13 protein-coding genes are annotated in these 25222 nt (G+C 71.1%); 6 read left to right on the top strand and 7 right to left on the bottom strand.

Going from position 1 to position 25222, the window contains the following annotated elements; translation table 11 throughout:
• Window positions 1-77: 77 nt before the first annotated feature.
• The 5 genes from WMF29_RS24005 to WMF29_RS23985 all read right to left on the bottom strand — a co-directional run bounded on the left by WMF29_RS24005 (window position 78) and on the right by WMF29_RS23985 (window position 5202).
• Window positions 78-752 (bottom strand): cysteine hydrolase family protein, encoded by a 675-nt coding sequence (locus WMF29_RS24005; protein ID WP_272093342.1) that lies wholly within the window; start codon window positions 750-752, stop codon window positions 78-80.
• A complete protein-coding gene (locus tag WMF29_RS24000) occupies window positions 749-2338 on the bottom strand; it encodes an ABC transporter ATP-binding protein (protein WP_437331164.1) in 1590 nt (529 codons plus the stop codon). Before WMF29_RS24000 ends, WMF29_RS24005 begins: the two co-directional genes overlap by 4 nt.
• A gap of 2 nt (window positions 2339-2340) precedes the next feature.
• Entirely contained in the window at window positions 2341-3036 is a 696-nt protein-coding gene (biuH, locus tag WMF29_RS23995; protein WP_437331062.1) for a biuret amidohydrolase, read from the bottom strand.
• 136 nt (window positions 3037-3172) lie between these two features.
• Entirely contained in the window at window positions 3173-4102 is a 930-nt protein-coding gene (locus WMF29_RS23990; protein ID WP_373372181.1) for an ABC transporter permease, read from the bottom strand.
• Window positions 4102-5202 (bottom strand): ABC transporter permease, encoded by a 1101-nt coding sequence (locus WMF29_RS23985; protein WP_437331061.1) that lies wholly within the window; start codon window positions 5200-5202, stop codon window positions 4102-4104. Before WMF29_RS23985 ends, WMF29_RS23990 begins: the two co-directional genes overlap by 1 nt.
• A gap of 518 nt (window positions 5203-5720) precedes the next feature.
• On the opposite strand from WMF29_RS23985, the gene WMF29_RS23980 reads away from it, so the two are divergent.
• The 5 genes from WMF29_RS23980 to pbpC all read left to right on the top strand — a co-directional run bounded on the left by WMF29_RS23980 (window position 5721) and on the right by pbpC (window position 19723).
• A complete protein-coding gene (locus tag WMF29_RS23980; protein WP_437331060.1) occupies window positions 5721-6704 on the top strand; it encodes a hypothetical protein in 984 nt (327 codons plus the stop codon).
• A 259-nt stretch (window positions 6705-6963) separates the two neighbouring features.
• A complete protein-coding gene (locus WMF29_RS23975) occupies window positions 6964-9375 on the top strand; it encodes a GH116 family glycosyl hydrolase (protein ID WP_437331059.1) in 2412 nt (803 codons plus the stop codon).
• 298 nt (window positions 9376-9673) lie between these two features.
• Entirely contained in the window at window positions 9674-10969 is a 1296-nt protein-coding gene (locus WMF29_RS23970; RefSeq protein WP_437331058.1) for a Kelch repeat-containing protein, read from the top strand.
• A 393-nt stretch (window positions 10970-11362) separates the two neighbouring features.
• Complete coding sequence (locus tag WMF29_RS23965) at window positions 11363-17131, top strand: MG2 domain-containing protein (protein WP_437331057.1); 5769 nt, start codon at window positions 11363-11365, stop codon at window positions 17129-17131.
• Between the two features lie 3 nt (window positions 17132-17134).
• A complete protein-coding gene (gene pbpC / locus WMF29_RS23960; protein ID WP_437331056.1) occupies window positions 17135-19723 on the top strand; it encodes a penicillin-binding protein 1C in 2589 nt (862 codons plus the stop codon).
• A 114-nt stretch (window positions 19724-19837) separates the two neighbouring features.
• Here pbpC and WMF29_RS23955 read toward each other — a convergent pair whose 3' ends face one another.
• Both WMF29_RS23955 and WMF29_RS23950 read right to left on the bottom strand, forming a co-directional pair.
• Window positions 19838-21112, bottom strand: a complete 1275-nt coding sequence (locus tag WMF29_RS23955) for a DUF1501 domain-containing protein (RefSeq protein WP_437331055.1) — start codon at window positions 21110-21112, stop codon at window positions 19838-19840.
• 8 nt (window positions 21113-21120) lie between these two features.
• Complete coding sequence (locus tag WMF29_RS23950; RefSeq protein WP_437331054.1) at window positions 21121-23463, bottom strand: DUF1588 domain-containing protein; 2343 nt, start codon at window positions 23461-23463, stop codon at window positions 21121-21123.
• Window positions 23464-23898: 435 nt separating this feature from the next.
• Between WMF29_RS23950 and WMF29_RS23945 the strand changes: the two genes are divergently transcribed.
• Window positions 23899-25200 carry a sigma 54-interacting transcriptional regulator gene (locus WMF29_RS23945; RefSeq protein ID WP_437331053.1) on the top strand — a complete coding sequence of 434 codons (1302 nt, stop codon included), beginning with the start codon at window positions 23899-23901 and terminating at the stop codon, window positions 25198-25200.
• The last annotated feature ends 22 nt before the right edge of the window (window positions 25201-25222 follow it).

Genomic DNA, 25222 nt, shown 5'->3' with positions numbered 1-25222 from the left:
GGGTGACCACCGCTCTGGAACGGGCATCGAACAGCCGTCTCCTGTGCGGGTGACCACCGCTCTGGAACGGGCCGCGATCAGAGCGCTTCGAGGACGGCGGCGGCGGGGGCGGTCCAGCCGATGATCGCGCCCTGGGCGCGGACCATCTCCAGGGTCGCCGCCTTGAACTCGGGGAAATAGCTCTCGGTGGCGTCCTCGATCAACAGGCACTCGTAGCCGCGATCGTTCGCCTCGCGCATCGTGGTCTGGACGCAGACCTCGGTCGTCACGCCCGCGATGATCAGGTGGGAGACGCCGAGCGCCGCCAGCCTGGCGTCGAGCCCCGTCCGGTAGAACGCGCCCTTCCCGGGCTTCGGTACGACGAGCTCCCCGGGCGCCGGCGCGAGCTCGGGCACGAAGTCGTTGCCCGGCTCGCCCAGGACCAGGATGCGCCCCATCGGCCCGACATCGCCGATCCGCATGCCAGGAGCACCCCGGCTTCGCTTCGCTGGCGGGCAATCCGAGAGATCCAGCCTGTGACCCTCCTTCGTGTGGATGATGGGTAGGCCGTGGTCGCGGAACGCGTCGAGGACGCGCCGGACCGTCGGCACGATGCGCTGGAGCCGCTTGACGTCGTTGCCGAGCGCCGCGCCGAAGCCGCCGGGCTCGAGGAAGTCGCGCTGCATGTCGATGACGAGCAGCGCCACCGCGTCCCGATCGGCGACGCGGAAGGGGTACGGCTTCGCCGCGATCTCGAGGGGCCGCGCCGTCATCGGTGCCCCGCCATCGCGCGGCCGATCTCCGCGACGTCGGCCGAAGCGATCGGCGACTCGTGGACGATGCGGCCTTCGCTCATCACGAGGACACGGTCAGCCATGGCGAAGATCTCGTCGAGATCCGCGCTCACGAGGAGGACGGCGGTCCCGCGGTTGCGCGCCTTCAGGATGCGGGAGCGGATCTCGGCCACGGCCGCGAAATCGAGCCCGAAGCAGGGGTTTGCGGCGACGAGGAGCTCGATGTCCTCGTCCATGCCGAGCTCGCGCGCCAGGACCGCGCGCTGCACGTTGCCGCCGGAGAGCTTGCCTATCGGGGCGTCGACCGAGGGGGCCTTGATCGAATACTCCGCGGCGAGGCGCTCGGCCGAGCGCCTCAGCGCCGCGCGGCTCACGCCCCAGCGGAGCCGCGTGAAGGGCGGCCTGTCGAAGACGCGGAACCCGATGTTCTCCGCGACGGACATCGCGGGGACGCAGGCGTTGCGCAGCGGTTCCTCGGGCAGGCACCGCACCCGGTGCTCCCGGATCTGCGCGCGCCCGGCGCCGTACGGCTCGCCATGGACAAGCACTTTGCCTGCCCGCGCGGGCCGCTGCCCGGCGAGGACCTCGACGAGCTCCTCCTGCCCGTTGCCGGAGACGCCGGCGATCCCGACGATCTCGCCGCGATGGACCGTGAGCGTCACGCCGTCGAGCGCCGGCCGCCCGCGATCGTCGCTCGCGGCGAGCCCCTCGACGCGCAGGATCGGCTCCCCGGCCGGCGCGTCGCCGCGCGCCGCGGAGACCTGCGCTGGCTGCGCGCCGACCATCATCTCGGCCATGGCCGCCGGCGTGAGGTCCTTGACCTTCCCTCGGCCGGCGACCCGGCCGCGCCGCAGCACCGTGACCTCGTCGGCGAACGCCGTCACCTCGCGGAACTTGTGCGAGATCATGAGCACGCTGATCCGCTGCTCGTCGGCCATGCACCGGAGCATCCCGAGCACCTCGTCGGCCTCCCCGGGCGTGAGCACCGAGGTGGGCTCGTCGAGGATGACGATCCTGCTGCCGAGGTAGAGCTGCTTCAGGATCTCGAGCTTCTGCTTCTCGCCCGCGGCGAGCGCGCGGACGGTCCGCTCCGGATCGAGCCGGAAGGGCATGCGCGCCATGAACGCGCGGATCGCCTCGCGCTCCTTGCGCCAGTCGATCACGAGGGGGAGCGAGGCCCGCGCGAGCACGAGGTTCTCGGCGACCGTCATGTTCATGACGAGGGTGAAGTGCTGGTAGACCATGCCGATCCCCAGCGCCTGCGCGTCGCGCGGGCTCCTGATGGACAGGGCCGCGTCGCCGACCCTCACCTCGCCGGCGTCGGCCTGGTGATAGCCCATGATGCACTTGACCAGCGTGCTCTTGCCGGCGCCGTTCTCGCCGAGGAGCGCGTGGAAGCTCCCGGGCGCCAGGCGCAGCGAGACGTCGTCGAGCGCGAGCAGCGGCCCGAACCGCTTCGTGATCCCCGCGGCGGAGAGTGCCGGCGGCGGCGTGGCGGGGCTGGATTCCCGGGCGGCGGCGCGGGGCGGCCTCGCCGCGGAGCTCGAGAAGACGCGTGGGTCCATGGTCACGAGAGCGCCTCCAGCAGCGCGGCGGAGGTCGAGACCGCGCCGAACACGCCGTTCTGCATCTTGATCATCTTCAGCGCGGCGGCGTGGTTGCCGGGATCCGTGGCCGCGCAACAGTCGGAGAGCAGCAGGCACTCGTACCCGCGGTCGTTCGCCTCGCGCATGGTGGTGTGTACGCAGACGTCCGTCGTGATCCCCGTGAGGATCAGGTTCTCGATGCGGCGCTGGCGGAGGATGAGATCGAGATCCGTCGCGCAGAACGAGCCCTTGCCCGGTTTGTCGATGATCGGCTCGCCGGGCAGGGGCGCGAGCTCCGGGATGATCTCCCACCCGGGCTCTCCGCGGACGAGCACCCGCCCGCACGGCCCGGGATCGCCGATGCCCACGCCCGTTCCGCGACCGCCGTCGGTCCGGCGGGAGCGCCACCGCTTGTTCGCCGGCAGATCGGAGAGGTCCGGCCGGTGCCCTTCGCGCGTGTGCAGGACGTGATAGCCGCGGCGGCGCAGCTCCGCGAGCGTGCGCTGGATCGGCGCGATGCACGCCCGCGTCAGGGAGATGTCGTAGCCGAGCAGGTCGATGTACCCGCCCTTCCCGCAGAAGTCGGTCTGCATGTCGATGACGATCAGGGCCGTCGTCTCGGGGCGGAGCGCGCCGTTGTAAGGCCAGGCATAGGGATCAGCGGCCACGTAGGGCATCGGTCGAGTCCTCCTGTCATTCAGCGTTTCGCTCGTCTCGTGCGTTTCGCTCGTCTCGCGGGGCTCGCTCCTTTCGTTCGTCTCGTACGGTTCGTCCGGTTCACACGGTTCGTTCAGCGCGCGCAGCCTCGCGCGATCAACGCGCGAGCGTGAGCTCGGCGGGCTGATCGCGCAGGGTCTGGGTCGCGGAGCTCGCGGCGACCATGATGGCCAGCGTCACGATGTACGGCGCGGCGTTGAAGAGGTGGTATCCCCAGGTGATCCCCACGGACTGGAGCGCCGGCCCGAGGGCGCTCGCGCCGCCGAAGAGCAGCGAAGCGAAGAGGCAGCGCACCGGGTTCCAGCGCGCGAAGATGACGAGGGCGACGGCCATGAGCCCCTGTCCGCTCGAGAGGCCCTCGTTCCAGCTGCCGGGGTAGAAGAGCGAGAGGAACGAGCCGCCGACGCCGGCGAGGAAGCCGCCGGCCATGGTCGCGCGCCGCCGGACCAGGTTCACGTCGACCCCCATCGCTCGAGCGCTGTCGGCGCTCTCGCCCACGGTGCGGAGCACGAGCCCGAAGCGGGTGCGGTTCAGCGCCCAGAGCAGGAGCGGGGCGAGCGCGGCCCCGATGAGGAAGAGCGCGTTCACCTGGAGCGCGGAGCGGACCTGAGGGAGATCGCTGAAGAAGCCGAGCGATATCGCGGGCAGGCGGGGCGCCGTCGGCTGGATGAGCGGTTTGCCGAGGAAGAAGGCGAGGCCGACGCCGAAGAGCATGAGCGCGATGCCGACGGCGATGTCGTTGACGCGCGGCTTCGAGCACAGCCACGCGTGCAGCGCGCCGAGCGCGGCGCCGATGGCGCCGGCGGCGAGCACGCCGAGCCAGGCAGAGCCCGTGAGGTAAGAGACGCCATAACCTCCCATCGCGCCCATGACGAGCGTGCCCTCCAGGCCGAGGTTCACGCGGCCGCTCTTCTCGGTGAGGCACTCGCCGAGGCTCACGAAGAGGAATGGCGTGCTGATGCGGATGGCCCCGGCGGCGACCGCGAGGGGGATGCCCCAGAGACCGAGCGCAGCTGCGTCGCTCATCATGCCACCGAAGGCGCCGGAGCCGCCTGAGGGACCTTGGGCTCGCGGGCAGCGAGAGAACGGCCGTAAAGCGTCTCGCTCGCGAGGATCGCGATGAACAGGATCCCCTGGAGCACGCTCACCGTCGCGTCGGGGAGCCGCGCCGTCCGCTGCAGCAGTCCGCCGCTCGCGCCGATGCCGCCGAGCAGGAGGGAGACCGGCATGATCGCGAGCGGGTTGTGGCGCGCGATGAACGCGACGAGGATGCCGGTGTAGCCATAACCGCTGATCAGCGACGCGTTGGCCCGGCCGTGGACCGCCGCGACCTCCACCATGCCGGCGAGCCCAGCGCACGCTCCGGCGAGCGTGCAGGTGAGCACGACGAGGCGCTTGACCGGCAGTCCGGCGAGGAGCGCCGCGCGGACGTTGCCGCCGCTCATCGCCGCGCCGAAGCCGAACGTCGTCCGGTGCATCAGCACATAACAGAGCGCGCAGGCGAGCACCCCGTAGGCGAGGCCCCAGTGGACCTCGAGGCCGGGCAGGCTCCCCAGCGCGTTCTCGGCGCCGATGGACGCGGTCGAGGGCTTGTTGAGGCTCGCCGGGTCACGCAGCGCGCCCTCGACGAGGTGGTTCAGGATCGCGATCCCGATGTAGTTGAGGAGCAGGCTGCTGATCGTCTCGCTCACGCCGCGGTAGACGCGCAGCGCGCCGGCGAGGCCGATCCAGAGCGCCCCGGCGGCGAGCCCGGACACGAGCATCGCGGCGAGCACGGCGGCGGGCGGCGCGCCCCACGCCCGTGAGGCCAGCGCCGCCGACGCGGCCGAGAGCCCGCCCATGACGAGCGCGCCCTCGCCGCCGATGACGATCAGGCCGAGGCGCGCCGGCAGCGCCGTGCAGAGCGCGGTCAGCATGAGCGGCGCGGCCCGAAGGAGGGTGTTCTGGAACGAGAACCACGTGCCGAAGGCGCCGCGGTACATGTCGTGATAGACGCTCAAGGGATTGGCCCCCTGGGCGGCCACGAACGCGCCGAACACGAGGAGCGAGGCCGCGAGGGCCCCGAGGGGGATGGCGATCGCTTCGGTCGTCTCACGCCCGAGCGGCCCGTGCGAGATGACTTTCACGCTGCCGAGGATAAGGCCTCCATTATTTCCACACGTTTTCGGGGAGCTTGCTGGTCGTGACAGGACGGACAGGAGGGGCGCCTCGCGCCCGGACAACCCGCCCGGCCGGCGAGCGGCGCGCCCTTGTCATGACGTGCGACACCCCGGTGGCTCACCTGGTCGAGTGATGCTGTGATGTGGTGACCGCGCTGCAATGTGGCGGTCGCGCTGCGATGGGGTGGCTGCGACGTGGTGGCCGCGCTGCGATGTGGTGGCCGCGGCGACCGCGAACGGTTCGCACAGCGCGGCGGTCTCCGCCTTGCAGTCGCCGTCGCCTGCCGGTGAGTTTGCTCGGCGATCATCGCGTAGACGGCGAAGAAAGCGGCGAGCGCTCGCGGGCCTGAAAGATCCGGGAACGCCGAGGTCCGCGTCGTGCGGTCCCGGCGAGCCTCGTTCGTGTGCTCACGTGCACAGCGCGCCGCGCAGAGGACCGCCGATCGATCCCACCCGCAAACCCCTGATTTGGAGGTAATGCTGTCATGCGGTTCGAACGATCGATTTTGTTCCTGCTCGGCGCTGGCGTCCTCATGGCGTCTCGCCCGGCGGTGTCGGCGGACCTGACCTGCTCGTCGAGCGCGACCCTGGAGGCGCTCGTGATGTGCATTCGCGATCAGATGCCCGGCAGGGACTCAGGTATCTTCGTCACCCCGAGCTCGACGCAGCTGAGCGCGTGGCGGAGCGTCGTTCGCACCATGATGGGCGGCAGCTGCAAGTTCGTGCTTCCGTCCAGCCTATCGTCGTCAGCGCGGATCCGGCTCCTCCGCGACGTCGACAATGGACGAAGGTACTGTGTGCTCATGGAGGTCGGCGATCGGGACAGCGACGGAGTCGTCGATCTCGGGCTGGGCACGTTCATCGTGGACTCGGCTGCGGAGCGAGAGCTCGCTCATTCGGCGCCGCACGCGACAGCGGACCTGGAGACGGAGATCCAGGCCGTCGGCATCTTCAAGGCGACGAGATCCCGCAGCTTCCTGATGGCCGGCGCTCACCGCGATGCGAGCTTCACCGACAGCGTTTGCCAGAGCTCGACCATGATCTCGGACGTGGCCCACAACGTGACGAACGCGTTTCACGCGACCTATCTGGAGCTCGCGGCCTTTTACGGATCCAAGCCCTGGTGGGCGATTCAGTGGCATGGCATGGCGAGAGACACCTGCGCGGAGGACGTGTTCGCCTCGCACGGCATGGATGTCGCCCCCGTCTCGGGTGACAAGATACTGGAGCTCAGGCGCAACTTGCTGGCCGACAAGCCTACCTGGCGGGTCGGTGTTCCCGGCAGCAGCGATTGTTCTCTGAACGCGACGACCAACGTTCAAGGCAGGCTCCTCAACCTCGTCTCGTCGAGCCAGGTCTGTGGTCGCTCCGCCGCGAGCTATAGCGGACGCTTCGTGCACATCGAGCAAGATCCGGCCTTCCGCCTCGCCGACTACTGGATCAATGCTGTCAAGGCCACCTGGCCCTGAGCGCCGCTCCTCGGCCGTGAGCTGCGGAGCAAGCCTGGTGATGAACATGAGGAACGCATTGGCCTCGCTCGCGCGCTCGAGTCGTGCGCATCGCGCAAGATGCCCGGGACATTTCGCGTCGCGTTAACATTGCCTGGATGAGCGGTGACGCGCGAAGAGGGGTTTCCCCGGAAACGACGGAATCTTCCAGCGGCAACGAAGTTAATGCATTGCCATTGGTACGGTGACGTGTGGTCGCGAACCGCATATGCTCGCCGTCATGACATTGCCCCTTATCCCACTACGCTCTCTGGGTGTCGTCGCTGCCGGTGTCGTCCTCGTCGCCGCGACAGCCGCGTCGTGCGGTGGAGGTAGCTCGAGCTCGTCCTCGTCGGATGGCGGCTCGGGGCCTGGCGGCGCCGGAGCCGGAACAGGAACAGGAGCCGGAGCTGGAACAAGCCAGGGCCCTGCGAGCAGCTCGTCGTCAGCGGCGGGCACCGGCGGCGCTCCGCCCGCGGTCGGCTCCGGCGGCAGCGAAGGCGGCGGCCCGCCGGCGCACGTGCCGGGCGAGCCGATCTCCATCCCGGCTCAGGCGTGGAGCAGGGGTATCACGGACGGCGTCTACGAGGACGGCGCCCCCATCGGCGGCTTCGGCGCCGGGACGATCACCTGGCGGTTCGACGGCAGGTTCTACAAGGGTCGCCTCGATATCGGGAGCAGCGACCAGAGCGTCGACAACAACGCGGGCTTCTTCATGTACCAGAAGGCCGAAGGGGGAGACGCGCAGACGAAGCGCCTCGACAAGGACGGCCTGGGCCAGGGGCAGGCGACGTACTCATCGCTCTTTCCGCGCTCGTGGGTCGATTACCACGGCGCGGCATTCCCTTGCAAAGCGAAGGTCGAACAATACAGCCCCATCATCCCGGGCGACTACAAGAAGACCAGCTATCCGGTCGGCGTCTATCGGTGGGAGATCACGAATCCGACCGGAGCGCCCTGCGACGTCGCCGTGATGCTGACCTGGAAGAACGATCACGGCGGCAACGGCGCCATGGTGCAGACCTCCGGCGATGACGTCGGCCTTGTCCTCACGCGGGGCGGCGGGGCGCCGAACGCCGAGGGGCAGGGGGAGTTCACGCTCGCCAGCCGGAAGGCGCCGGGCGTTGTCGTCTCGTACCAGTCCGCCGACAGCGTCGCCGCCCTGCAGAGCGAGCTCGCCAACGACGGCGCGCTCGCCAACACGACGGGAGGGCACTCGCTCGGGGCGATCGCGTTCAAGGCCACCGTGGAGCCGGGGAAGAGCGTCATTGTGCCGATCGTGCTCGCGTGGGATATCCCGGTCACGCAGGCGGGCTCGGGGGACAGGTGGTACCGCGCGTACACGCGCCACTTCGGGCGGACGGGGAACGCCTCGTGGACGATCGCGGCGGAGGCGCTCGCCGAGCACGAGCCGTGGCTCTGGGCGATCCAGGACTGGCAGACGAGCGTACTCGACGACCCGAAGTACCCGGAGTGGCTCAAGGGCGCTCTGTTCAACGAGCTCTATTACTATGCCGTTGCGGGCACGTACTGGGAGGCCGGCGCTGCGTCCGGCCAGCCGGACGACCCGGACGAGGACATGTTCACCAGCCTCGAGTCGTACATCTACCCGTTCTACGGGACGTCGGACGTGCGCTTTTACGGCTCATGGGCCCTGTTCTCGCTCTGGCCGGACATCGACAAGCAGGAGGTGCGGCAGTTCTGTGACAGCGTGACGACCACGCGCTCCGACAGGCCGCGCGCGATCGGGACGACCGCGCACGACTTCGGAGACACCGACACCGTCTTCCGCAAGTGGAACGCGTACACGTACCGCGACTCGACCAACTGGAAGGATCTCAACTCCAAGCTGGTCCTGATGGTCTATCGCGACTGGGCGCTCACCGGGAAGACTGACAAGGAGTTCCTCGATTACTGCTGGCCCGCCGTGAAGATGGCGATGCAGAAGGTGAAGGGCCAGGACGGCGACGGGGACGGGCTGCCGGAGAGCAACGGCATCGATCAGACGTACGACGACATGGATCTGCACGGCAACACCGCGTACTGCGGGGGCCTCTTCCTCGCCGCCAGCGAGGCCGCGAAGGAGCTGGCGACCGCGGTCGGTGACGCCTCGCTCGCGGGCACCTACCAGACGTGGTTCGATCAGGCCAAGGGCGGCTTCGAGTCGAAGCTCTGGACGGGGGCGTATTACAAGATCGACACGGGGAGCCGGGACACGAGCCGGATCATGTCGGACCAGCTCGCAGGCCAGTGGTACGCGCGCGCCCTCGGGCTGCCGCCGATCGTCGACCCGAGCCACGCGGTGTCGGCGTTCACGAAGATCTACGAGAACAACTTCAAGCGGTTCGACGGCGGGACCCGAGGCGTCGTCAATGTCATGACCGCCAATGGCTCGGTCGACGGGACGAGCAACCAGACGCGGGAGTGCTGGGTGGGCACGTCCTGGGGCGTTGTGTCCGGCATGATCCAGGAGGGGCTCGCCGCGCAGGCCGGCGAGATCGGCGCGAGCCTGGTCGACACGATCTGGAAGACCGACGGCCTGTGGTTCCGCACGCCGGAGGCATGGGAGGGCAACGGCAGCATCCGCGCGCCCTACTACATGCGCGCCACCACGCTATGGGCGGCGAAGCACGCGTACGATATCGCGCCGTAGGCCAGTTCCCGCTGCCGACGCTCCGAGGGCTGGAGCGCCCTCTTCCTCATGGGGCCGGAACCACGAACGACGCCGTGAACGGGGCCGGCCCTGCTCGAGGGGGCCTGACGGCACGCGCGCAAAACGGCGCACTTTACCGTACCTCGCTCTCGCTCAGCAATACGACGAACGGGCACCTGTCGCCGGCGTGGGCCCCGTCGTAGCGTACCCGTCGCATTCATCACACGCACATCCACACGCACATCCAGGCGCGGCTCGACCCTGCTGAGGGCGCCCGAACTGGAGCCGGAGAACACCCATGACCCGTAAAGGTTCGCTCGTTTCGATCGCCTCCCTCCTCCGCATCGTCGTCCCGATCAGCTTCGCGCTCCTCGCGGGCGGCTGCTCGCAAGCGCCGGCGGAGATCCAAGAGCCCCTCGGCGAGGACGAGGCCGCGCTGACCGACGCGCAGCGCCTACCCAGACATCGAGAGGGGGGCCGAGTTCACTCCACGACGTGCGGGGACCGCCCGAGCGCCGCCCAGCCGAGCTTACCCTACTGGACCGCGATCGCGCAGAACGGAGCCATACCCGACGCCCTGTGGGACGGTTCGAGCGTGTATCAGGACGGCCGCTTCTACATCTTCGGTGGGTTGAACGGGACCTACCCGAACGACGAGCCCGTGGCCGATTTCAGCGTCTTCGACGTCGACACCCGGACATGGCACGATCTCGGCCAGTACGCGGGCGGGCCCTCCGCCCGGGCCGAGGCGATGATGTGGAGCGTCGCCGAGGACGATGCCCTGATCGTCTCCGGCGGGAGAGGCCCTTTCCGGCGCGGGCTCGATCTCACGCACCAGGACACGTTCCGGTTCGATCGGGGGCACGGGTGGACGCAGATCGCGCAGAAACCGGCCGGAGTCGGGCTCGCGAATCGCTCCACGGAGGCGGTCGCCGTGCGAGGGAAGGGGAAACACAAGACCGTCGCGTACGCCTTCTCGGGCTCGTCGTCGACGTTGTCGGCCTTCATCAACCGCCCGGACGGCCTCCAGCACGACCTGGTTCGCTACAAGAACGGCTGGAAGCAGGTCGCGACCGGTTCGCCTGTCCCGCGCGCTCGAGCCCATCATCCGCTCGTTTACTCCGAGGGCTGGAACGCCCTGTTGATCTATGGCGGATACACGAACGACGCGGTGAACGGGACCGGCCTGTTCACGCCGGAGAACTACCTCGGCGATCTCTGGAGGCTCGACGTCGACACGGAGACCTGGGAGCAGATCGCCTTCGACGAGGACAGCGGACCGGGCCACCGCGACAACGCGAAGCTGCTCGCCGACGAGCTCGGCAATCGAATCTGGCTCTTCGGGGGCAGCCAGTTCGACGGTACCACCCTGTCCGATGTCTGGTACTTCGATCTCGACACCGGGGGTTGGACGCGCGTGGACACCGCGATGGCGGGGCCGGCGCCGGCGCCGAGGTTCGGCCAGTTCTCCTTCTCCCGCAGGACCGCCACGGCCTACGAGCTCTACATCTTCGGGGGAGCGACCGCGGAGTTCGCGCCGGTGCTGCTCAACGACATGTGGAGATTGACGATCCCCCTCGCCGGCGACGAGTGACACATCGCTTCGCTGCGTCATGTCGTCGAACACCGAGGGCAGGGGAGGTCTCCCCCAGAGCATGGGACGGCGGTGAGCGTCAACGGCCTGGCTGTGCGCTCAACGAGCGACTTGGACGACGATGCGACAGTGTGAATGATCGGCGTTCTCATCATGTCCAAAGGGGTCACCGAGGCGCGCAGACGACATGCGCCGAGGTGACCAACGCGCGCCTCGACGTCCGCCGCCGCCTGGCCGCGCAGCCCGGATGAAGGGCACGGTCGAGGACGCCGGGGCGGGGCCCGCGCGTCACCGGCGGTCATCGGGTGTGTCTCGCCTGCCACATCGCGCGCCCTGATCCCGCCGCGGAATCGCCCCTTGCGCCCGCGGCATCCCCATTGCTGAGTCGCGGCCATGTCCGTCGCTCCGCGCCTCCGATCTGCGCCCGTCGTTCTCGCGGCCATCGCCCTCAGCCTGGCGTGCGTTCAGGGCGCGCGCGCCCCCAACGTCCCGCCCCGAGGGACGCTCGCTCCCGGAGCGCTCGATGTGGGCGGAAAGGCCGCGGCAGGGCCGCTCGCGGTGGTGTTCGGCGCGCCCCGCGGTCAGACCACGAGCCCCGCCGAGATCAGCCTCGTCTTCAACCGGCCGATGCGGTCGCTCGATCTCGCGGGCAGCGAGGCCGCGGCGCCCGCGGTGCTCAAGCCGTCCGCGCCTGGAAGCTGGCGCTGGGTCGGCACGAGCGGCCTCACGTTCGTCCCCGAAGGGCGCCTGCCGCGCGGCACCGAGTTCACCGTCGAGGTCCCTGCGGGCACCCGCGCGCTCGACGGCAGCGCGCTCGCCGAGCCGTACTCGTTCACCTTCCGCACCGAGCTGCCAGCGGTCGCGCGCGTCGAACCCTGGTCGGGCAAGGACGACCTCAAGCCGGACGCGCGGTTCGAGCTGCGGTTCAACCAGCCGGTCGACACCGCCGAGATCGCGCGGCGCGCGTCCCTCACGGTGGGCGATAGAAAAGACAAGGTGGCGTTCGAGGTGCGGCGCCCCGACGCGAAGAACGAGATGCTCGCCGAGCTCGTCCCCCGCGCGCCGCTGCCGCGCGACAGCGAGATCGAGATCGCCGTGGCCGAGGGCCTCCGCGGCCGTGAGGGGCCGCTGCCGGCGGGCGAGGAGCAGCGGTTCACGTACCGCACCTACGGGCCGCTCCGAGCGCTGCGCCCCCAGTGCGATCGCGACACGCCGCAGGGGCGCTGCGCGGCCGACGGCGGGTTCACGCTCGCCTTCTCGAACCCCGTCAAGTTCGCGGACGCGAAGCGGGCGATCTCGGTGGAGCCCGCCGTCAAGCTGCTGTGGCCGTCGTGGATCGAGGACGACGAGCCCACGAGCCACATCCCCCTCGGCGGCGCCTTCGCCCCGGGTCGCAGCTACCGGGTGCGCGTGGCCGCCGGGCTGCGCGACGTGCACGGGCAGGCGCTCGCCGGCGTCGTCACCGAGGAGATCGCCTTCGACGATCGCTGGCCCGAGGCGCAGATCGGCCTCGTCGGGAGCGTGTTCGAGCCGGCCCAGCGGCGCGAGATCCCGGTCGTGTCCGTGAACGTGCGCGAGCTCTCGCTCGCCGTCGGCGCGATGACCGAGGAGATGATCCTCGCGCTCCAGGGCGATCCGCACAGCCCGGGGCGCAGCCCGAAGATGAGCGAGATCGCGGCGCTGCCCTCCGGCAAGCAGACGGTCCTGCGCCCGGCCGCCGCGACCAACACGCCGGCGACGCACCTCGTGCGCGCCGCCGAGGTGCTGGGCGGCGAGGGCAAGCGCGGGCCGCTCGCGATCGGGATCAGCTACACCAGCCGGCCCGGGACGCGGCACGCGCGCGCCACCTCCGAGGCGGTCATCGCGCAGGTGACCGACCTCGGGATCAGCGCGAAGGTCTCGCCGAGCGGCTCGCTCGTGTGGGTGACGCGCCTGTCGACGGGCGCGCCGGTGCCCGGGGCGCGCGTGTGGATCCGGGCACCGGGCGCGCCCGCGCCCGCGGCGGTGGCGACTGACGCAGAGGGGTTCGCGATGGTCCCCGCGACGGCGCACGGTCCGGAGGCGACGACGACGCTCGGGCGCAGCGTGGTCTTCGCGCGCGCGGGCGACGACTGGACGTACCGGAGCGTCGCCGACTCGCTCAACGGGTGGCGCTTCGGCGCGCCGTCCGACTTCAGCGAGCCGCGCCCGTTCGGGATGATGTTCTCCGATCGCGGCATCTACCGGCCAGGCGACACGGTGCGCGTGAAGGGGATCTTCCGCGAGGAGGGCGCGCGCGGGGCGAGGACGCCGGCCGGCAAGAGCGTCGCGTTCAAGGTCGAGGGGCCCGACGGCGAGGCGCTGGTCTCGCTCTCCCCGACGCTCGGCGCCTTCGGCACATTCTCGGCCGACGTGAAGATCCCCGAGAGCGCGCGGCTCGGCACGTACAGCCTCGCCGCCACGGTCCAGGGCGGCGAGGCGGGGTGGGTGGACGTGTGGGGCAGCGTCGAGGTCGCCGAGTACCGCCCCGCCGAGTTCAAGGTCGGCGTCGAGAGCGACAGGCCGAGCTACGTGCGCGGCGACAAGGCGCGCTGGACCGCGCGCGGCGATTACCTGTTCGGGGCGCCGATGACGAACGCGGAGGCATCGCTCTCCGTGACGCGCGCGCCGGCGTCGTTCTCGCCGCCGGGGATCGAGGGGTTCACGGTCCGCGAGGACGAGCTCACCGGCGCGCTGCGGGACCAGGCGCCGCGCGAGTTCGAGGTGCAGAGCGCGCGCGAGAAGCTCGACGCGGCCGGGCAGGCGGCGATCGGCGCGGCGCTCTCCATGCCGGGGCAGCGCGGCACCGAGCTCGTCACGTGCGAGGCGTCGGTGACCGACGTGTCGCGGCAGGCGATCGCCGGGAGCTCGACGGCGCTCGTGCACCCGGCCGAGTTCTACGTCGCCCTCAAGGAGCCCGAGCGCTTCGCGAAGGCGGGCGACGTGCTGCGGCCGGAGATCCTCGCGGTCGATCCGAAGGGGGCGCGCGTGGCGCAGGTCGCGGTCCGGGTCGAGCTCGTGCACCGCACGTGGACGCTCGCGCGAGAGGAGAGCGGCAGCGCGTACCGCAGCGTGAGCGCGCCTGTCGACAAGGTCGTCGCGCGGTGCGGCGTCACGACGGCGGCGGCGCCGCGGAGCTGCGAGCTCACGGTCCCGTCGGGGGGCTATTACCTCCTGCACGCGACGGCCAGGGACCGCCGCGGCAACCCCGTCGGCGCCGCCGCCGGGGTCTACGCGCTCGGCGAGGGCGGCGGGGGCTTCGGCGACAGCGACGAGCTCAAGGTCGATCTCGTGCCCGACCGCGACAGCTACGAGATCGGGCAAACGGCGCGCCTCATCGTGAAGTCGCCGTTCGCGTCCGCCGACGCGCTGGTCACGGTCGAGCGCGCCGGCATCTCCACGCACCGGAAGGTGACGCTGTCGGGCGCCATGCCCGTGATCGACGTCCCGATCACGGAGGACCTCCGGCCGAACGCCTTCGTCTCGGTGCTGCTCCTGCGCGGGCGGACGAAGCCGCAGCCCGCGCCGGGGAAGGGCGGGGTGCCTGGGCCCGACGTCGGCGCGCCGGCGTTCCGCCTCGGCTACGCGCCGCTCCGCGTGAACCCGGAGGCGCAGCGGCTCGCGGTGCGCGTCCGCGCCGACAAGGCGGACGCGCGCCCCGGCGATCCGATCCGCGTGGACGTCGACGTCCGCGATCGCGCCGGCCAGCCCGCCCGCGCGGAGGTCACCCTCTACGCCGTGGACGAGGGCGTGCTGTCGCTGACGGGGTACACGACGCCGGATCCGATCCCCGTGTTCGGCGCGCCGCGCCCCTTGAAGGTGGCGACGATCGAGACGCGTGAGGCGCTCGCCCGCGTGCGCAACCCGTTCGCGGACCTCGGCGCCGACAAGGGGCGCGCGGGCGGCGGCGGCGCCGAGGGCGGCACGGGCGTGCGCCGCGATTTTCGGCAGAGCGCCTACTACAACCCCGCGCTCGTCACCGACGCCTCCGGGCAGGTGCACGCGAGCTTCAAGCTGCCGGACTCGCTCACGACGTACCGGGTCATGGCGGTCGTGGCCGCCGAGGACGATCGCTTCGGCTACGGCGAGTCCAGGGTGACCGCGAGCCGCCCGCTCATGGCCCGGCCCGCGCTGCCCCGCTTCCTCCGCGCGGGCGACGCGATCGACGCGGGGGTGGTCGTGACCTCGAAGGGGCTCGGGAAGCCGGCGACGGTCGAGGTGGAGGTCACCGCGTCGGGGCTGACGCTCGCGGGCAGCGCCAAGCGCACGGTCGAGCTCGCCCCGGGCGGGTCGGCCGAGGTCCGCTTCGCGCTCTCGGCGCCGCGGGCCGGCCCCGCGACGCTGCGCTTCCGCGCGACCGGCGGCGGCGCGTCGGACGCTGTCGAGGTGAACCGCGAGATCAAGGCGCCCATGGCGCCGGAGGCCGTGGCGCTCTACGGCGACACGACGACCGCGAGCGCGGAGCGGCTCGGGGACCTGTCGGCGATCCGCGACGACACGGGCGGGCTCACGGTGAGCCTCGCGCCGACAGCGCTCGTGGGCCTCGGCGGCGGCGTGGAGCAGCTCCTCGAGTACCCGTACGGCTGCACCGAGCAGCTGACGAGCCGGATGGTGCCGCTCCTGTCGCTGCGCGATCTCGCGAAGGCCTACGGGATCGCGCTGCCGAAGGATCTCACGGCCGTCATCGGCAAGACGGTCCGGGAGATCGTCTCGCACCAGCGCGGGGACGGGGGCTTCGGCTTCTTCGCCGAGTCGGACGGCGCGGACCTGTGGACCACGGCGTACGCGCTGTGGGGCCTCACCGAGGCCAGGCGCTACGGGGTCGCGGTGCCGCCCGACGCGGTGGAGCGCGCGACGTCGTACCTGCGCCAGGAGCTCAACCGGATCGGCGCCGACCCGCTCCTCCGGGCGACGGCGCCGTTCCTCGTCGACGTCCTCGCGTCGAGCGGCGCCCCCGACCCCGGGCGCGCGAGCCAGCTGTTCGACGAGCGCGACAAGCTGCCGCTCTTCTCGAAGGCGCTCCTCGCGCACGCGATGGTGATCGGCAAGAGCGACAGGGGGTCCGTGGATCAGCTCGTCCGCGAGCTCGAGGGCGCGCTGCGCCTCGACGGTCCGGTCGCGCGGGCCGTCGACAACCACGGCGACGCGTACGCGGTCCTCATGGACTCCGAGGCCCGCACCTCGGCGCTCGTGCTGCGCGCGCTGCTCGCGGCGCGGCCGGCGCACCCGCTCGCGCCGCGGCTCGCGGCGGGGCTGCTCGCGGATCGCCGCGGCGGCACGTGGCGCAGCACGCAGGAGACGGCCTGGGCGCTGCTCGCGCTCGATCAGTACCGCAAGGCGCAGGAGAAGACGGCCCCGGACTTCGACGCGCGGGTGTTCCTGGGGCAGGCGGAGCTGTTCTCCGCGCCGTTCCACGGCCCCACGACGGAGCAGGTCAAGACGTCGATCCCCGCGGCGAGGCTCGCGAGCGCCGCGGGCGCGCCGCTCGCGTTCTCGGTCGACGGGCGCGGCCGCCTCTTCTACGAGGCGCGGCTCCGCTACGCGCGCAAGCAGCTCCCGACGGCGGCGCTCGACCGCGGCTTCTTCGTCGAGAAGTCGCTCCGCGCCCTCGCTCCCGAGGACCTCGCCGCCGTGGTCGGCGGCGCGTCGACGTCGAGCGAGCGCGCGGCCCCCGCGTCGGTCGCGTTCGCCGGCGGCGATCTCGTGCTCGGCGAGATCGTCGTGGTGACGCCCTCTCCGCGCGACTTCGTTGTCATCGACGATCCGCTGCCGGCCGGCCTCGAGGCGGTCGACGCGCGGCTCGCCACGTCCGCGCGCTCGCTCGACGTCGACGCGGCGGAGGCCCAGGCCGAGGCGGATGACGCCGACGTCGATCGGGACGACCTGCGCGCGACTGGCCGCGTCTACGACCCGAGCCGCTTCGTCCGCGAGATCCGCGACGATCGCGTCCTGTTCTTCGTCGATCACATGGCCGCCGGGATGTACCGGTACCGGTACCTCGCGCGCGCCACCACGCTCGGCTCGTTCGTGGTCCCGCCCGCGCGCGCGGAGGAGATGTACAGCCCCGAGGTCTTCGGCCGGACAGGCGCCGTCACGGTCCAGGTCTCCAGCCGAGGGCCGGACGCGGCGCCGCGTCCGCGCTGAGCCGTGAACGCGCCCTCCCCGCCGGGGCCCGGTCGCGCAGGGCGGTGGCTTGCGCGGCTCGGCCCGCGCGCGCGGCGGATCCTGCGCCGCGCGGCGCAGATCGCGCTCGCCCTCGCCGTCGCGCCGTGGCTCCTGCTCGCCGCCCTCGCGGCGCTCACGCCGCTGCCCCCGGAGCTCGAGGCGACCGAGGACCACGCCGTGTCCACGGTCCTCCTCGACCGCCACGGCACGGTGCTCCGCGAGCTCCGCGCCGGAGACGGCGCGCGGGCGCGCTGGCTTCCGCTCTCCGAGGCCGGCGATCGCATCCAGCGCGCGCTCCTGGCCGCGGAGGACAAGCGGTTCGCGCGCCACCCCGGCGTCGATCCGATCGCGATCGCGCGCGCCATCGGCCAGCTCGCGGTCGAGCGGCGCGTCGTCTCGGGCGGGTCCACGATCACGCAGCAGCTCGCGCGCACGCTCGTGCCGCGCCCGCGCACCGCGCGCGGCAAGCTCGGCGAGGCGGCGCTCGCGCTGCGCATCGAGGCGTCGCTCTCGAAGCGCGAGATCCTCGAGCAGTACCTGAACCGCGTCGCGTTCGGCCCGGGCCTGCGCGGGGTCGAGGCGGCGAGCCGCTTCTACTTCGACAAGCCCACGCGCGACCTGTCGCTCGCCGAGGCCGCCGCGCTCGCCAGCATGCCGCGCGGCCCGGCGCTGTACGATCCGCGCCGCGGCACCGGGCCGCTCGAGCGCCGCAGGAACCGCGTCCTCGATCGCATGCTCGCGGCTGGCCTCGCCGGCGAGGCCGAGGTGGCCCGCGCCCGCGCGGAGCCCATCGCGCTCGCCCCGAAGGGGGGCGGCCTCGGCGCGCCGCACCTCGTCCGCGCCGTGCTCGGCGGCGCCCTGGGTCCGGGCGCGGGCGTTCACGCCGAGGGCCCCGGCGCCGCGTCACCCCTCGTCCGGGCGACCTCGATCACCCTGACGATCGACCGCGGCCTCCAGCGCGAGATCGAGGTCCTCGCGCAGCAGACAGTCCGCGGCCTCTCGGAGCGCGACGTCGGCGCGGCGGCGGTGGTGGTGATCGAGAACGCGACCGGCGAGATCCTCGCGTACGTCGGCTCGCACGACATCGACGACGCCGCCGGGCTCGGCCACAACGACGGCGTCCTCGCGCTGCGCCAGCCCGGCTCCGCGCTGAAGCCGTTCGTCTACGAGCTCGCCATGGAGCAGCTCGGGTTCACCGCCGCGACCGTCCTGCCCGACGTCGAGCTCTCGTTCCCGACGGCGGACGGCAACTACGCGCCGCGGAACTACGACGGCCGCTTCCACGGCCCCGTCCGCCTGCGGGATGCGCTCGCCAATTCCTACAACGTCCCTGCGGTCTGGGCGGCGGCCGCGCTCGGCCCCGAGCGCGTCATCGCGCGGCTCCGGGAGCTCGGCCTCCGCTCGCTCGATCGCGAACCGTCGCGTTACGGCGTCGCCGTCGCGCTCGGCGACGGCGAGGTCCGCCTGATCGACCTCGCGAACGCCTACGCCACGCTCGCGCGGGGAGGCCTTTACCTCCCGGTGCGCGCGGTGCGCTCGTTCGCCCCCTCGTCGCCTCCGTCGCCCTCCTCGCAAGCGGCCTCTTCCGTGTCTGCGCGCGGCGAGAGCGACGCGCCCGCCGAGCCGCCCGCGGCGCCTCCCGAGCGCGGCGTGCGTGTCCTCGACGCCGCGCGCGCCCGGGTGATCATCGACATCCTCGCCGACGACCGGGCGCGGCTCGCGTCGTTCGGCGAGGGCAACGCGCTCGATCTCCCGTTCCCCGTGGCCGCGAAGACGGGCACGTCCAAGGGCTTCCGCGACAACGTTGCGGTCGGCTTCACGCCCGACGTCACGGTCGCCGTCTGGGTCGGCAACTTCGACGGCTCGCCCATGGGCGGCGTCAGCGGCATCACCGGCGCGGGCCCGCTGTTCCGCGACGCCATGCTCGCCGCCGCGCGCGTCCGGCCGCCGCGCCCGTTCGATCCGCCCGATCCCGAGCAGCTCGCCGAGGTCGAGGTCTGCGCGCTGTCCGGCATGAGGCCGACCGCCGCGTGCCCGCACCGCCGCCACGAGCTCCTGCCGCGCGGCGGCGCCGCGGCGCTCTCGCCGTGCGACATGCACGAGACCGTGCGCATCGATCGCCGCAACAGCCTGCGCGCCGGGGCCTGCCCCGACGCGGCGGTCGAGGAGCGCGTCTTCGAGCGCTACGACGCGGAGCTCACCGCCTGGGCGCGCGCCGCCGGCCGCCCCCTCGCGCCCGAGGCGGCGTCGCCCCTCTGCGGCGCGCTCGCCGGGCTCGACGGCGCGCCCGGCGCTCCTCCGACCGGCGCCGGCGCGCGCGTCCGCGTCGCGTACCCGCCCGACGGCGCCCGGTTCGTCCTCGACCCCTCGATCAACTCGCTGCAGGCGATCCGGCTGCGCGCCGACGTCCCTCCGGGCGTGCCCCGCGTGCGCTTCGTGCTCGACGGGCGCCCCATCGAGGTCGGCTCGCCGTTCGCGCTCGACTGGCCGCTCGTCGCCGGCGCGCACCGGCTCCGCATCGACGCGGACGGAGCCGCAGCCAGCGAGGAGATCGCGTTCTCGGTGGAGTGAGCGGCGGGCGAAGCGACATCCCGTCTCCTCACCCGCCGGCTCCGATGAAGTCACCCGCGCTTCAGTCGATGGCGTCGACGGCGGTGCGGCGCGGCGCGCCGCCCGCGGGCCACGTCACCCGAAGATGGGCAGGTCTTCTTCCTCGGAGAGCGGGAATCGCTCCACGAGCGGATCGTCCGCGATCCCCGCCAGCTTGCGCAGCGCCTTGTGGATGTGCCCCGGCTTGAGCCGGACGCCGCCCTCCTTGGGCGCGAGCGTGACCGGATCGACGTCGAGCGGGTTGTGCCGGTCGTCCGTCGCGCCAATCACCCGGTTCCCCGCGATGCCTGCGCCGGCCAGGATCATGCTGGTGATGTTCCAGTGGTCCTTGCCGTTGCCCTCGTTGTAGCCCGGCGTCCGCCCGAAGTCCGAGCCCACGACGAGGACGATCCGGTCCGCGATGCCCTGCTCCTCCGCGGCGGTCAGGATGAAGTCGATCCCATCGCAGATCTGGTCGAGCCGCGGGATGTGGTTGTCGTCGTGGTTCCCGTGCGTGTCGAACCCGCCCACCGACAGGTTGGCGCTCACGCAGATGCCGGCGCGGTAGGCAGCGAGCGCGACCTGCGCTTGCCGCCGCAGCGAGGCCTGCTCGAACTCCGCGGGCAGGTACTGGATGAGCTGCTTGAGCTCGTTCTGCCCGACGCGCGAGGTGAAGAGCGTGCTCATCGCCTCCTTGACGTGGGGCAGCCGCTGCTGCTCGAGCTTCGCCGCGTGCCGCGCCTGCCGCGCCTCCAGGATCCGCGTCATCGTGGCGTCGGTGTGGTACTGCTCGCGGTTCTCTTCGTTCCCCGGATCGATCCTGTTCGGATAGGCGAGCCGCTGCAGCAGGCCGGTGTCGGGTATGCGGGTGACGGCCACGACGTTCGCCGTCGTGTCGTAGCCGCCGTTGCTGATGAACCCCATCGGCAGCGCGCCGCCGTGGACGCCGGCCACGAGCGCCGCGAAGCCCGGTTTGCCCTCGCGGAGCGTGCCGCACCACGTGTTGCGGACGCCGGCGTCGTGGCTGTTCGTCCCGGTGTCGATGCCGTTGATGACGAGCAGCTTGCTGTAATGCTTCTTGAAGAACGCGTCGTTGCCGCCGACCGGCGCGTACTTGAGATTGCCGGCGGTCCCGATCGCCTCGTGAAGGTAGCTGCGGTTCATCGCTTGCCGCGTCTTCTGCTCCTCTTCGTCCATCGCGCCCTTGGGATCGCAGAGGCTCGTCGGGTCCCAGCCGCCGCTCGCGTGGATGTGGACCCAGAGGGGGCCCTCGTAGGGGCCGGCCGCGGCGGCGTCCCTCGACAGGACGCCCCCTGCGACGACTCCGAGGCCCGCCATAGATGCCAGTTTGAGGAAATCTCGACGTTCCATGGCTGCTCCTACTGGTAAAGAAACCTGAAGTCCGAAAGGAGATAGGTCATGACGCTCATCCACGCGCGGATCGTGTAGTTCTCGTCGCGCGTGAGCTTCTGATCGTCGGGGAGCCCCTCTCGAGTCCAGTAGTCGTTGTGCACCTGGCAGGGGCCGGGCAGCGATTTCGAGAGCCGGCCCTCCTCGCCCTCCGGCTTCGCCATGCCCGCCTTGCCCTCCTCCCACGTCTCGAGGAAGACCTTGTACGTCCGCTCGATCTCGGGATCACCGAGCTCCAGCGACTCGCCCAGCACCCGCTTGTGCAGGTACTGGATGTTCTGCTTGATCCCCTCGACGGCCGGCAGCACGTCGAAGTCGTTCGTGTCCCGCGGCTCGAACGTCGTCTCGACGTACGGGAAGAGGAGCCGCTCCTCCTGCGGCAGGTAGAGATCGCGCGGCACCGCGACGCACGCCATCTCGTTCGCCATCCGGTCGGCGATGTTGGCCATGATCCCGTTCGGCTCCGTGATCCGCTGGATCACGTCCTGCGAGTCGATGCCGCCGTACAGCATGCGGTAGGCGTCGCGCCGGAGCAGGAAGTCGTAGCGGACGCCGTCGTCCTCGAACGCCCGCGGACGCCACGGATACCCCGTCACCGCCCAGATCTTCCGGTGCAGCTGCTCGGGCCCGAGGAACCGCGTGCCGCCGAGCTGCGTGAGCGCCTCGCCCCGGGATGCCTGCGCCACGTTGCGCGCCCGGAAATAGGGGCTCTTGACGATGGCCTTGACGACCGTCTTCAGGTTGTAGCCGCCGTCGGCGAAGTCGTGCGCCATCGTGTTGAACGCGTGGTACTGGGCGAGGTAGGCCCGGAACTTGGCGTTGAACTCCGGATCTTCGTTGGTCGGCGCGACGAGCGGCTGTTGCCCGGTGAGGCCGCTGTACATCGTGTAGACCGCCGAGAGCGCGAAGCGGGGGTCGTCGGCGACCCGCTTCGCCACCCACGAGAGCGCGCTCGGGAACTCGCTGAACGGCACCGATTCGGCGCCGAAGCCCGGCGGACGCATGTCCTCGTACCAGGTGTCGTCCTCCTTGTACCGGCCCGCGGAGTCGAAGCTGTGGAACCCGCCCGACAGCGGGTCCAGGGCGGCGTGGCAGACGGTGCACGCCGCGTTGTTCATCGTCGGGTTGAAATCGGTGATCTTCGTCTGATCGAGCGGCTGCTCGGCCGTCTTCAGGATGTCGGTGCCGAGGAAGAACTGATAGACCATCCTCGCGCGGTGGCGGTTCCTGTTGGTGTTCGTCGTCGGGTGCCTGGACAGGAAGACGGGGGAGGTGAGCACGCCGGCGAGCGGGATCGGATCGCGCTTCGCCGGGACGAACTCGTCCGGATCCGCGTCGTTCTTGAACTCGGCCGTCACGCCGTACGCCCTGGCGGAGAAGGGGCTCACGACCGTGTAGTCCGCGGTGAGGACCTCCTTGAAGGACCTGTCGTTCCGCACGATGTAGGCGATGAGCTCGAGCGGCTCCCTCCCGACGGCCCGGTTCGTCCAGCTCTTCAGCTTGTTGGCGACGTCCTCCAGGTCCCGCGCGCCGTACCTCGCGACCAGCGCCGGATCCTGAGGGAGGCTGTTGTACCACTTCGGATCGTACGCGTCGCTCCGCAGCAGATCGACGGCCTCCTCGCCGTTCAGATAACGATCGGTGAGGAAGAGATCGTTGTAGATCTCCTTCAGCCGCACATAGAACGTCTCCTCGGTGAGCATCTGGTCCAGGATCGGATCCAGCGCGGCCATGCCGCTCTGCGCGACGGCCTCCTCCTCGGCCTCGGTCGGCAGGCGCCCGGCGAGCTCGAGGCTCGCCGTGCGGAGCGTCTCCACGGGCCCGCTCATCACCACGCCGGCGAAGGACGCGTTGACGTCCGTCTCGCAGGACGACGGCGCCTTCGTGCGCTCCACCATGGCCCGGAGCGCCTCGACCTCGGGGCTGTCCGAGGCGAGGACCTGGCCGCCGCCGTGCTCGATGGCCTTCGTCGGCTTGAGGAGGACGTACGACTCGCCGCCGAGCTCGAGCCCGGCGAGCGACTTGAACGTCGCGAGGTTCTTGTCGAGGAACCCCGCCTCGCTGCTCCCGGCGAGGATCAGCTTGGATTCCGCCGCCTGCCCCTGCGGGTTATGGCAGCCGATGCATTTCGTCGAGAGGATGGGGACCCACACCTTCTCGGCGAAGAATTGCTCGTCGGAGATGCACGGGCCTTCGGCCTCGCTGCTGCAACCGGTGGACACGGACGCGAGCGCGCTCGCGCCCGCGGAGAGCCCCAGGAGCCCCAGGGCCGTCGCGGCGCGCTTCCGGAGTGACCATCCTATTCTCGGCATAAGCATCCTCGCCGGGAGCGCTCGCGCGACTCCCACGTTGAGGGGACCGGGAGAGCGGAGCCCCGAACCGCGTTGAAAGAACCACACACCGACAGCCCTATCGCAGGGCGCCTCCGCCCCGCGATGGTCGGGTCCTCGTTCATCGACCATCGACACCGATGAGGCGAGCTGCACGAACGCCCGCTTCATCGCTCGCGTAGACCACGTACTCTAACCTCTCGAGGGCCTCTCCCGCTATGCGCTCAGCACATCGCTTGATCAGAATTTCTCGTCGATCACGTGAATTCCTCTAGTAGTTGTGAAGTTTTGCGACGAGAGGCTGCGGCTCCTCCGGAAGGCACGTACCCGGTGCGCCCAGGTGGGCGCTCGCTGCCGTGGGCGGGCGGAGCGTGCGTGGATGTGGTCAAGACCAGGGAAATCGAATAACCGTTGGATATGAGCTCGACGAGGGATGCGACCCGCGCTCGCGCGGTTCAGTGGTTTGTTCGCGGCGGCACGCTGCGGTCGACGGGCCGGGATCCCGTCAAGATCGGCATCGCGCCGATCGTGGTGGGGCGCGATCCGAGCTGCGGTGTGGTCGTCGACGATCCGGAGGTCAGCTCGACGCATTGCGATCTTCGCGCGGAGGGGCCGGGCGTGCTCGTCCGCGATCTCGGCAGCAAGAATGGGACGTTCGTGTCGACGGTCCGCATCCGCGAGGCGATCTTGACGGCCGCGTGCGCCATCCAGATCGGCGGCTCGGTGCTGAGCTTCGAGCCGCTCGAGAAGGAGCGCGTCGACGTCGGCTTCGACGAGAGCTTCGGCCCGCTGATCGGCGCCTCGCCGCGGATGCGCCACCTGTTCCGCCTGCTGCGCGAGGTGGCCTCGACGGAGCTCTCGCTGCTCATCACCGGGGAGACGGGCACGGGCAAGGAGCTCGCGGCGCAGGCCATCCATGACGTCTCGAGCCGGCGCGGCGGCCCGTTCGTCGTCGTCGACTGCGCCTCGCTGCCGGGCGCGCTCGCCGAGAGCTTCCTCTTCGGGCACGAGCGCGGCGCCTTCCCCGGGGCGAACGATCGGAGGAGCGGCGCCTTCCACGAGGCGAACGGCGGGACGATCTTCCTCGACGAGCTGGGCGAGCTGCCGCCCGATCTCCAGCCGAAGCTGCTGCGCGCGCTCACCGAGCAGAAGGTGAAGCGCGTCGGGTCGCGGATCTACGAGCCCGTCGACGTGCGGATCATCGGGGCGACGCGCCGCGACCTCGGCCGCAGCATGAACACCGGGCGCTTCCGGAGCGATCTCTTCTTCCGGATCGCCCAGATGCGCATCGAGCTGCCGCCGCTCCGCGAGCGGCGGGAGGACATCCCGCTGCTCGTCGAGCGCGTCTGCGAGCGCCTGGGGTGCCCCGAGCGCGCCGTGGAGATGGTCAATCTCATCACCACGACGCTCGGCCAGCACGATTTCCCCGGCAACGTCCGCGAGCTCATGAACGTCACCAGCGTGGCCGCGAGCCTGCCGCCCGGGGCCGAGGCGATCGCCTCGATCCTGCCGCTCGAGGGCGGCGGCGACGTGGTCGTGCCGACGTCGGCGTTCGGCGAGGCGAAGCGGAGCGCCGTCGCGGCGTTCGAGCAGCGTTACTTCAGCGAGCTGATCCGCGCGACGGGCGGCAACGTCAGCGAGATGGCGCGCCGCGCGGGCATGGAGCGCCACCACGTGCGGATGTTCTTGAGGAAGCACGGGCTCACCGCGAAGCAGTGAGGGCTCGGCGCGGCGAGGGCGC

Source organism: Sorangium sp. So ce381 (assembly GCF_051473845.1).
GTDB classification, from domain to species: domain Bacteria; phylum Myxococcota_A; class Polyangia; order Polyangiales; family Polyangiaceae; genus Sorangium; species Sorangium atrum.
This window is presented reverse-complemented; position numbering and strand designations above follow the sequence as displayed.

What these genes read in the sequence shown, in the direction of transcription:
- WMF29_RS23990 (WP_373372181.1), bottom strand. Translation starts at nt 4,102, where the DNA reads ATGAGCGACGCAGCTGCGCTCGGTCTCTGGGGCATCCCCCTCGCGGTC.
- WMF29_RS24000 (WP_437331164.1), bottom strand. Translation starts at nt 2,338, where the DNA reads ATGGACCCACGCGTCTTCTCGAGCTCCGCGGCGAGGCCGCCCCGCGCC.
- WMF29_RS23965 (WP_437331057.1), top strand. Translation starts at nt 11,363, where the DNA reads ATGTCCGTCGCTCCGCGCCTCCGATCTGCGCCCGTCGTTCTCGCGGCC.
- biuH (WP_437331062.1), bottom strand. Translation starts at nt 3,036, where the DNA reads ATGCCCTACGTGGCCGCTGATCCCTATGCCTGGCCTTACAACGGCGCG.
- WMF29_RS23950 (WP_437331054.1), bottom strand. Translation starts at nt 23,463, where the DNA reads ATGCCGAGAATAGGATGGTCACTCCGGAAGCGCGCCGCGACGGCCCTG.
- WMF29_RS24005 (WP_272093342.1), bottom strand. Translation starts at nt 752, where the DNA reads ATGACGGCGCGGCCCCTCGAGATCGCGGCGAAGCCGTACCCCTTCCGC.
- WMF29_RS23970 (WP_437331058.1), top strand. Translation starts at nt 9,674, where the DNA reads ATGACCCGTAAAGGTTCGCTCGTTTCGATCGCCTCCCTCCTCCGCATC.
- WMF29_RS23980 (WP_437331060.1), top strand. Translation starts at nt 5,721, where the DNA reads ATGCGGTTCGAACGATCGATTTTGTTCCTGCTCGGCGCTGGCGTCCTC.
- WMF29_RS23945 (WP_437331053.1), top strand. Translation starts at nt 23,899, where the DNA reads ATGAGCTCGACGAGGGATGCGACCCGCGCTCGCGCGGTTCAGTGGTTT.
- WMF29_RS23975 (WP_437331059.1), top strand. Translation starts at nt 6,964, where the DNA reads ATGACATTGCCCCTTATCCCACTACGCTCTCTGGGTGTCGTCGCTGCC.
- WMF29_RS23955 (WP_437331055.1), bottom strand. Translation starts at nt 21,112, where the DNA reads ATGGAACGTCGAGATTTCCTCAAACTGGCATCTATGGCGGGCCTCGGA.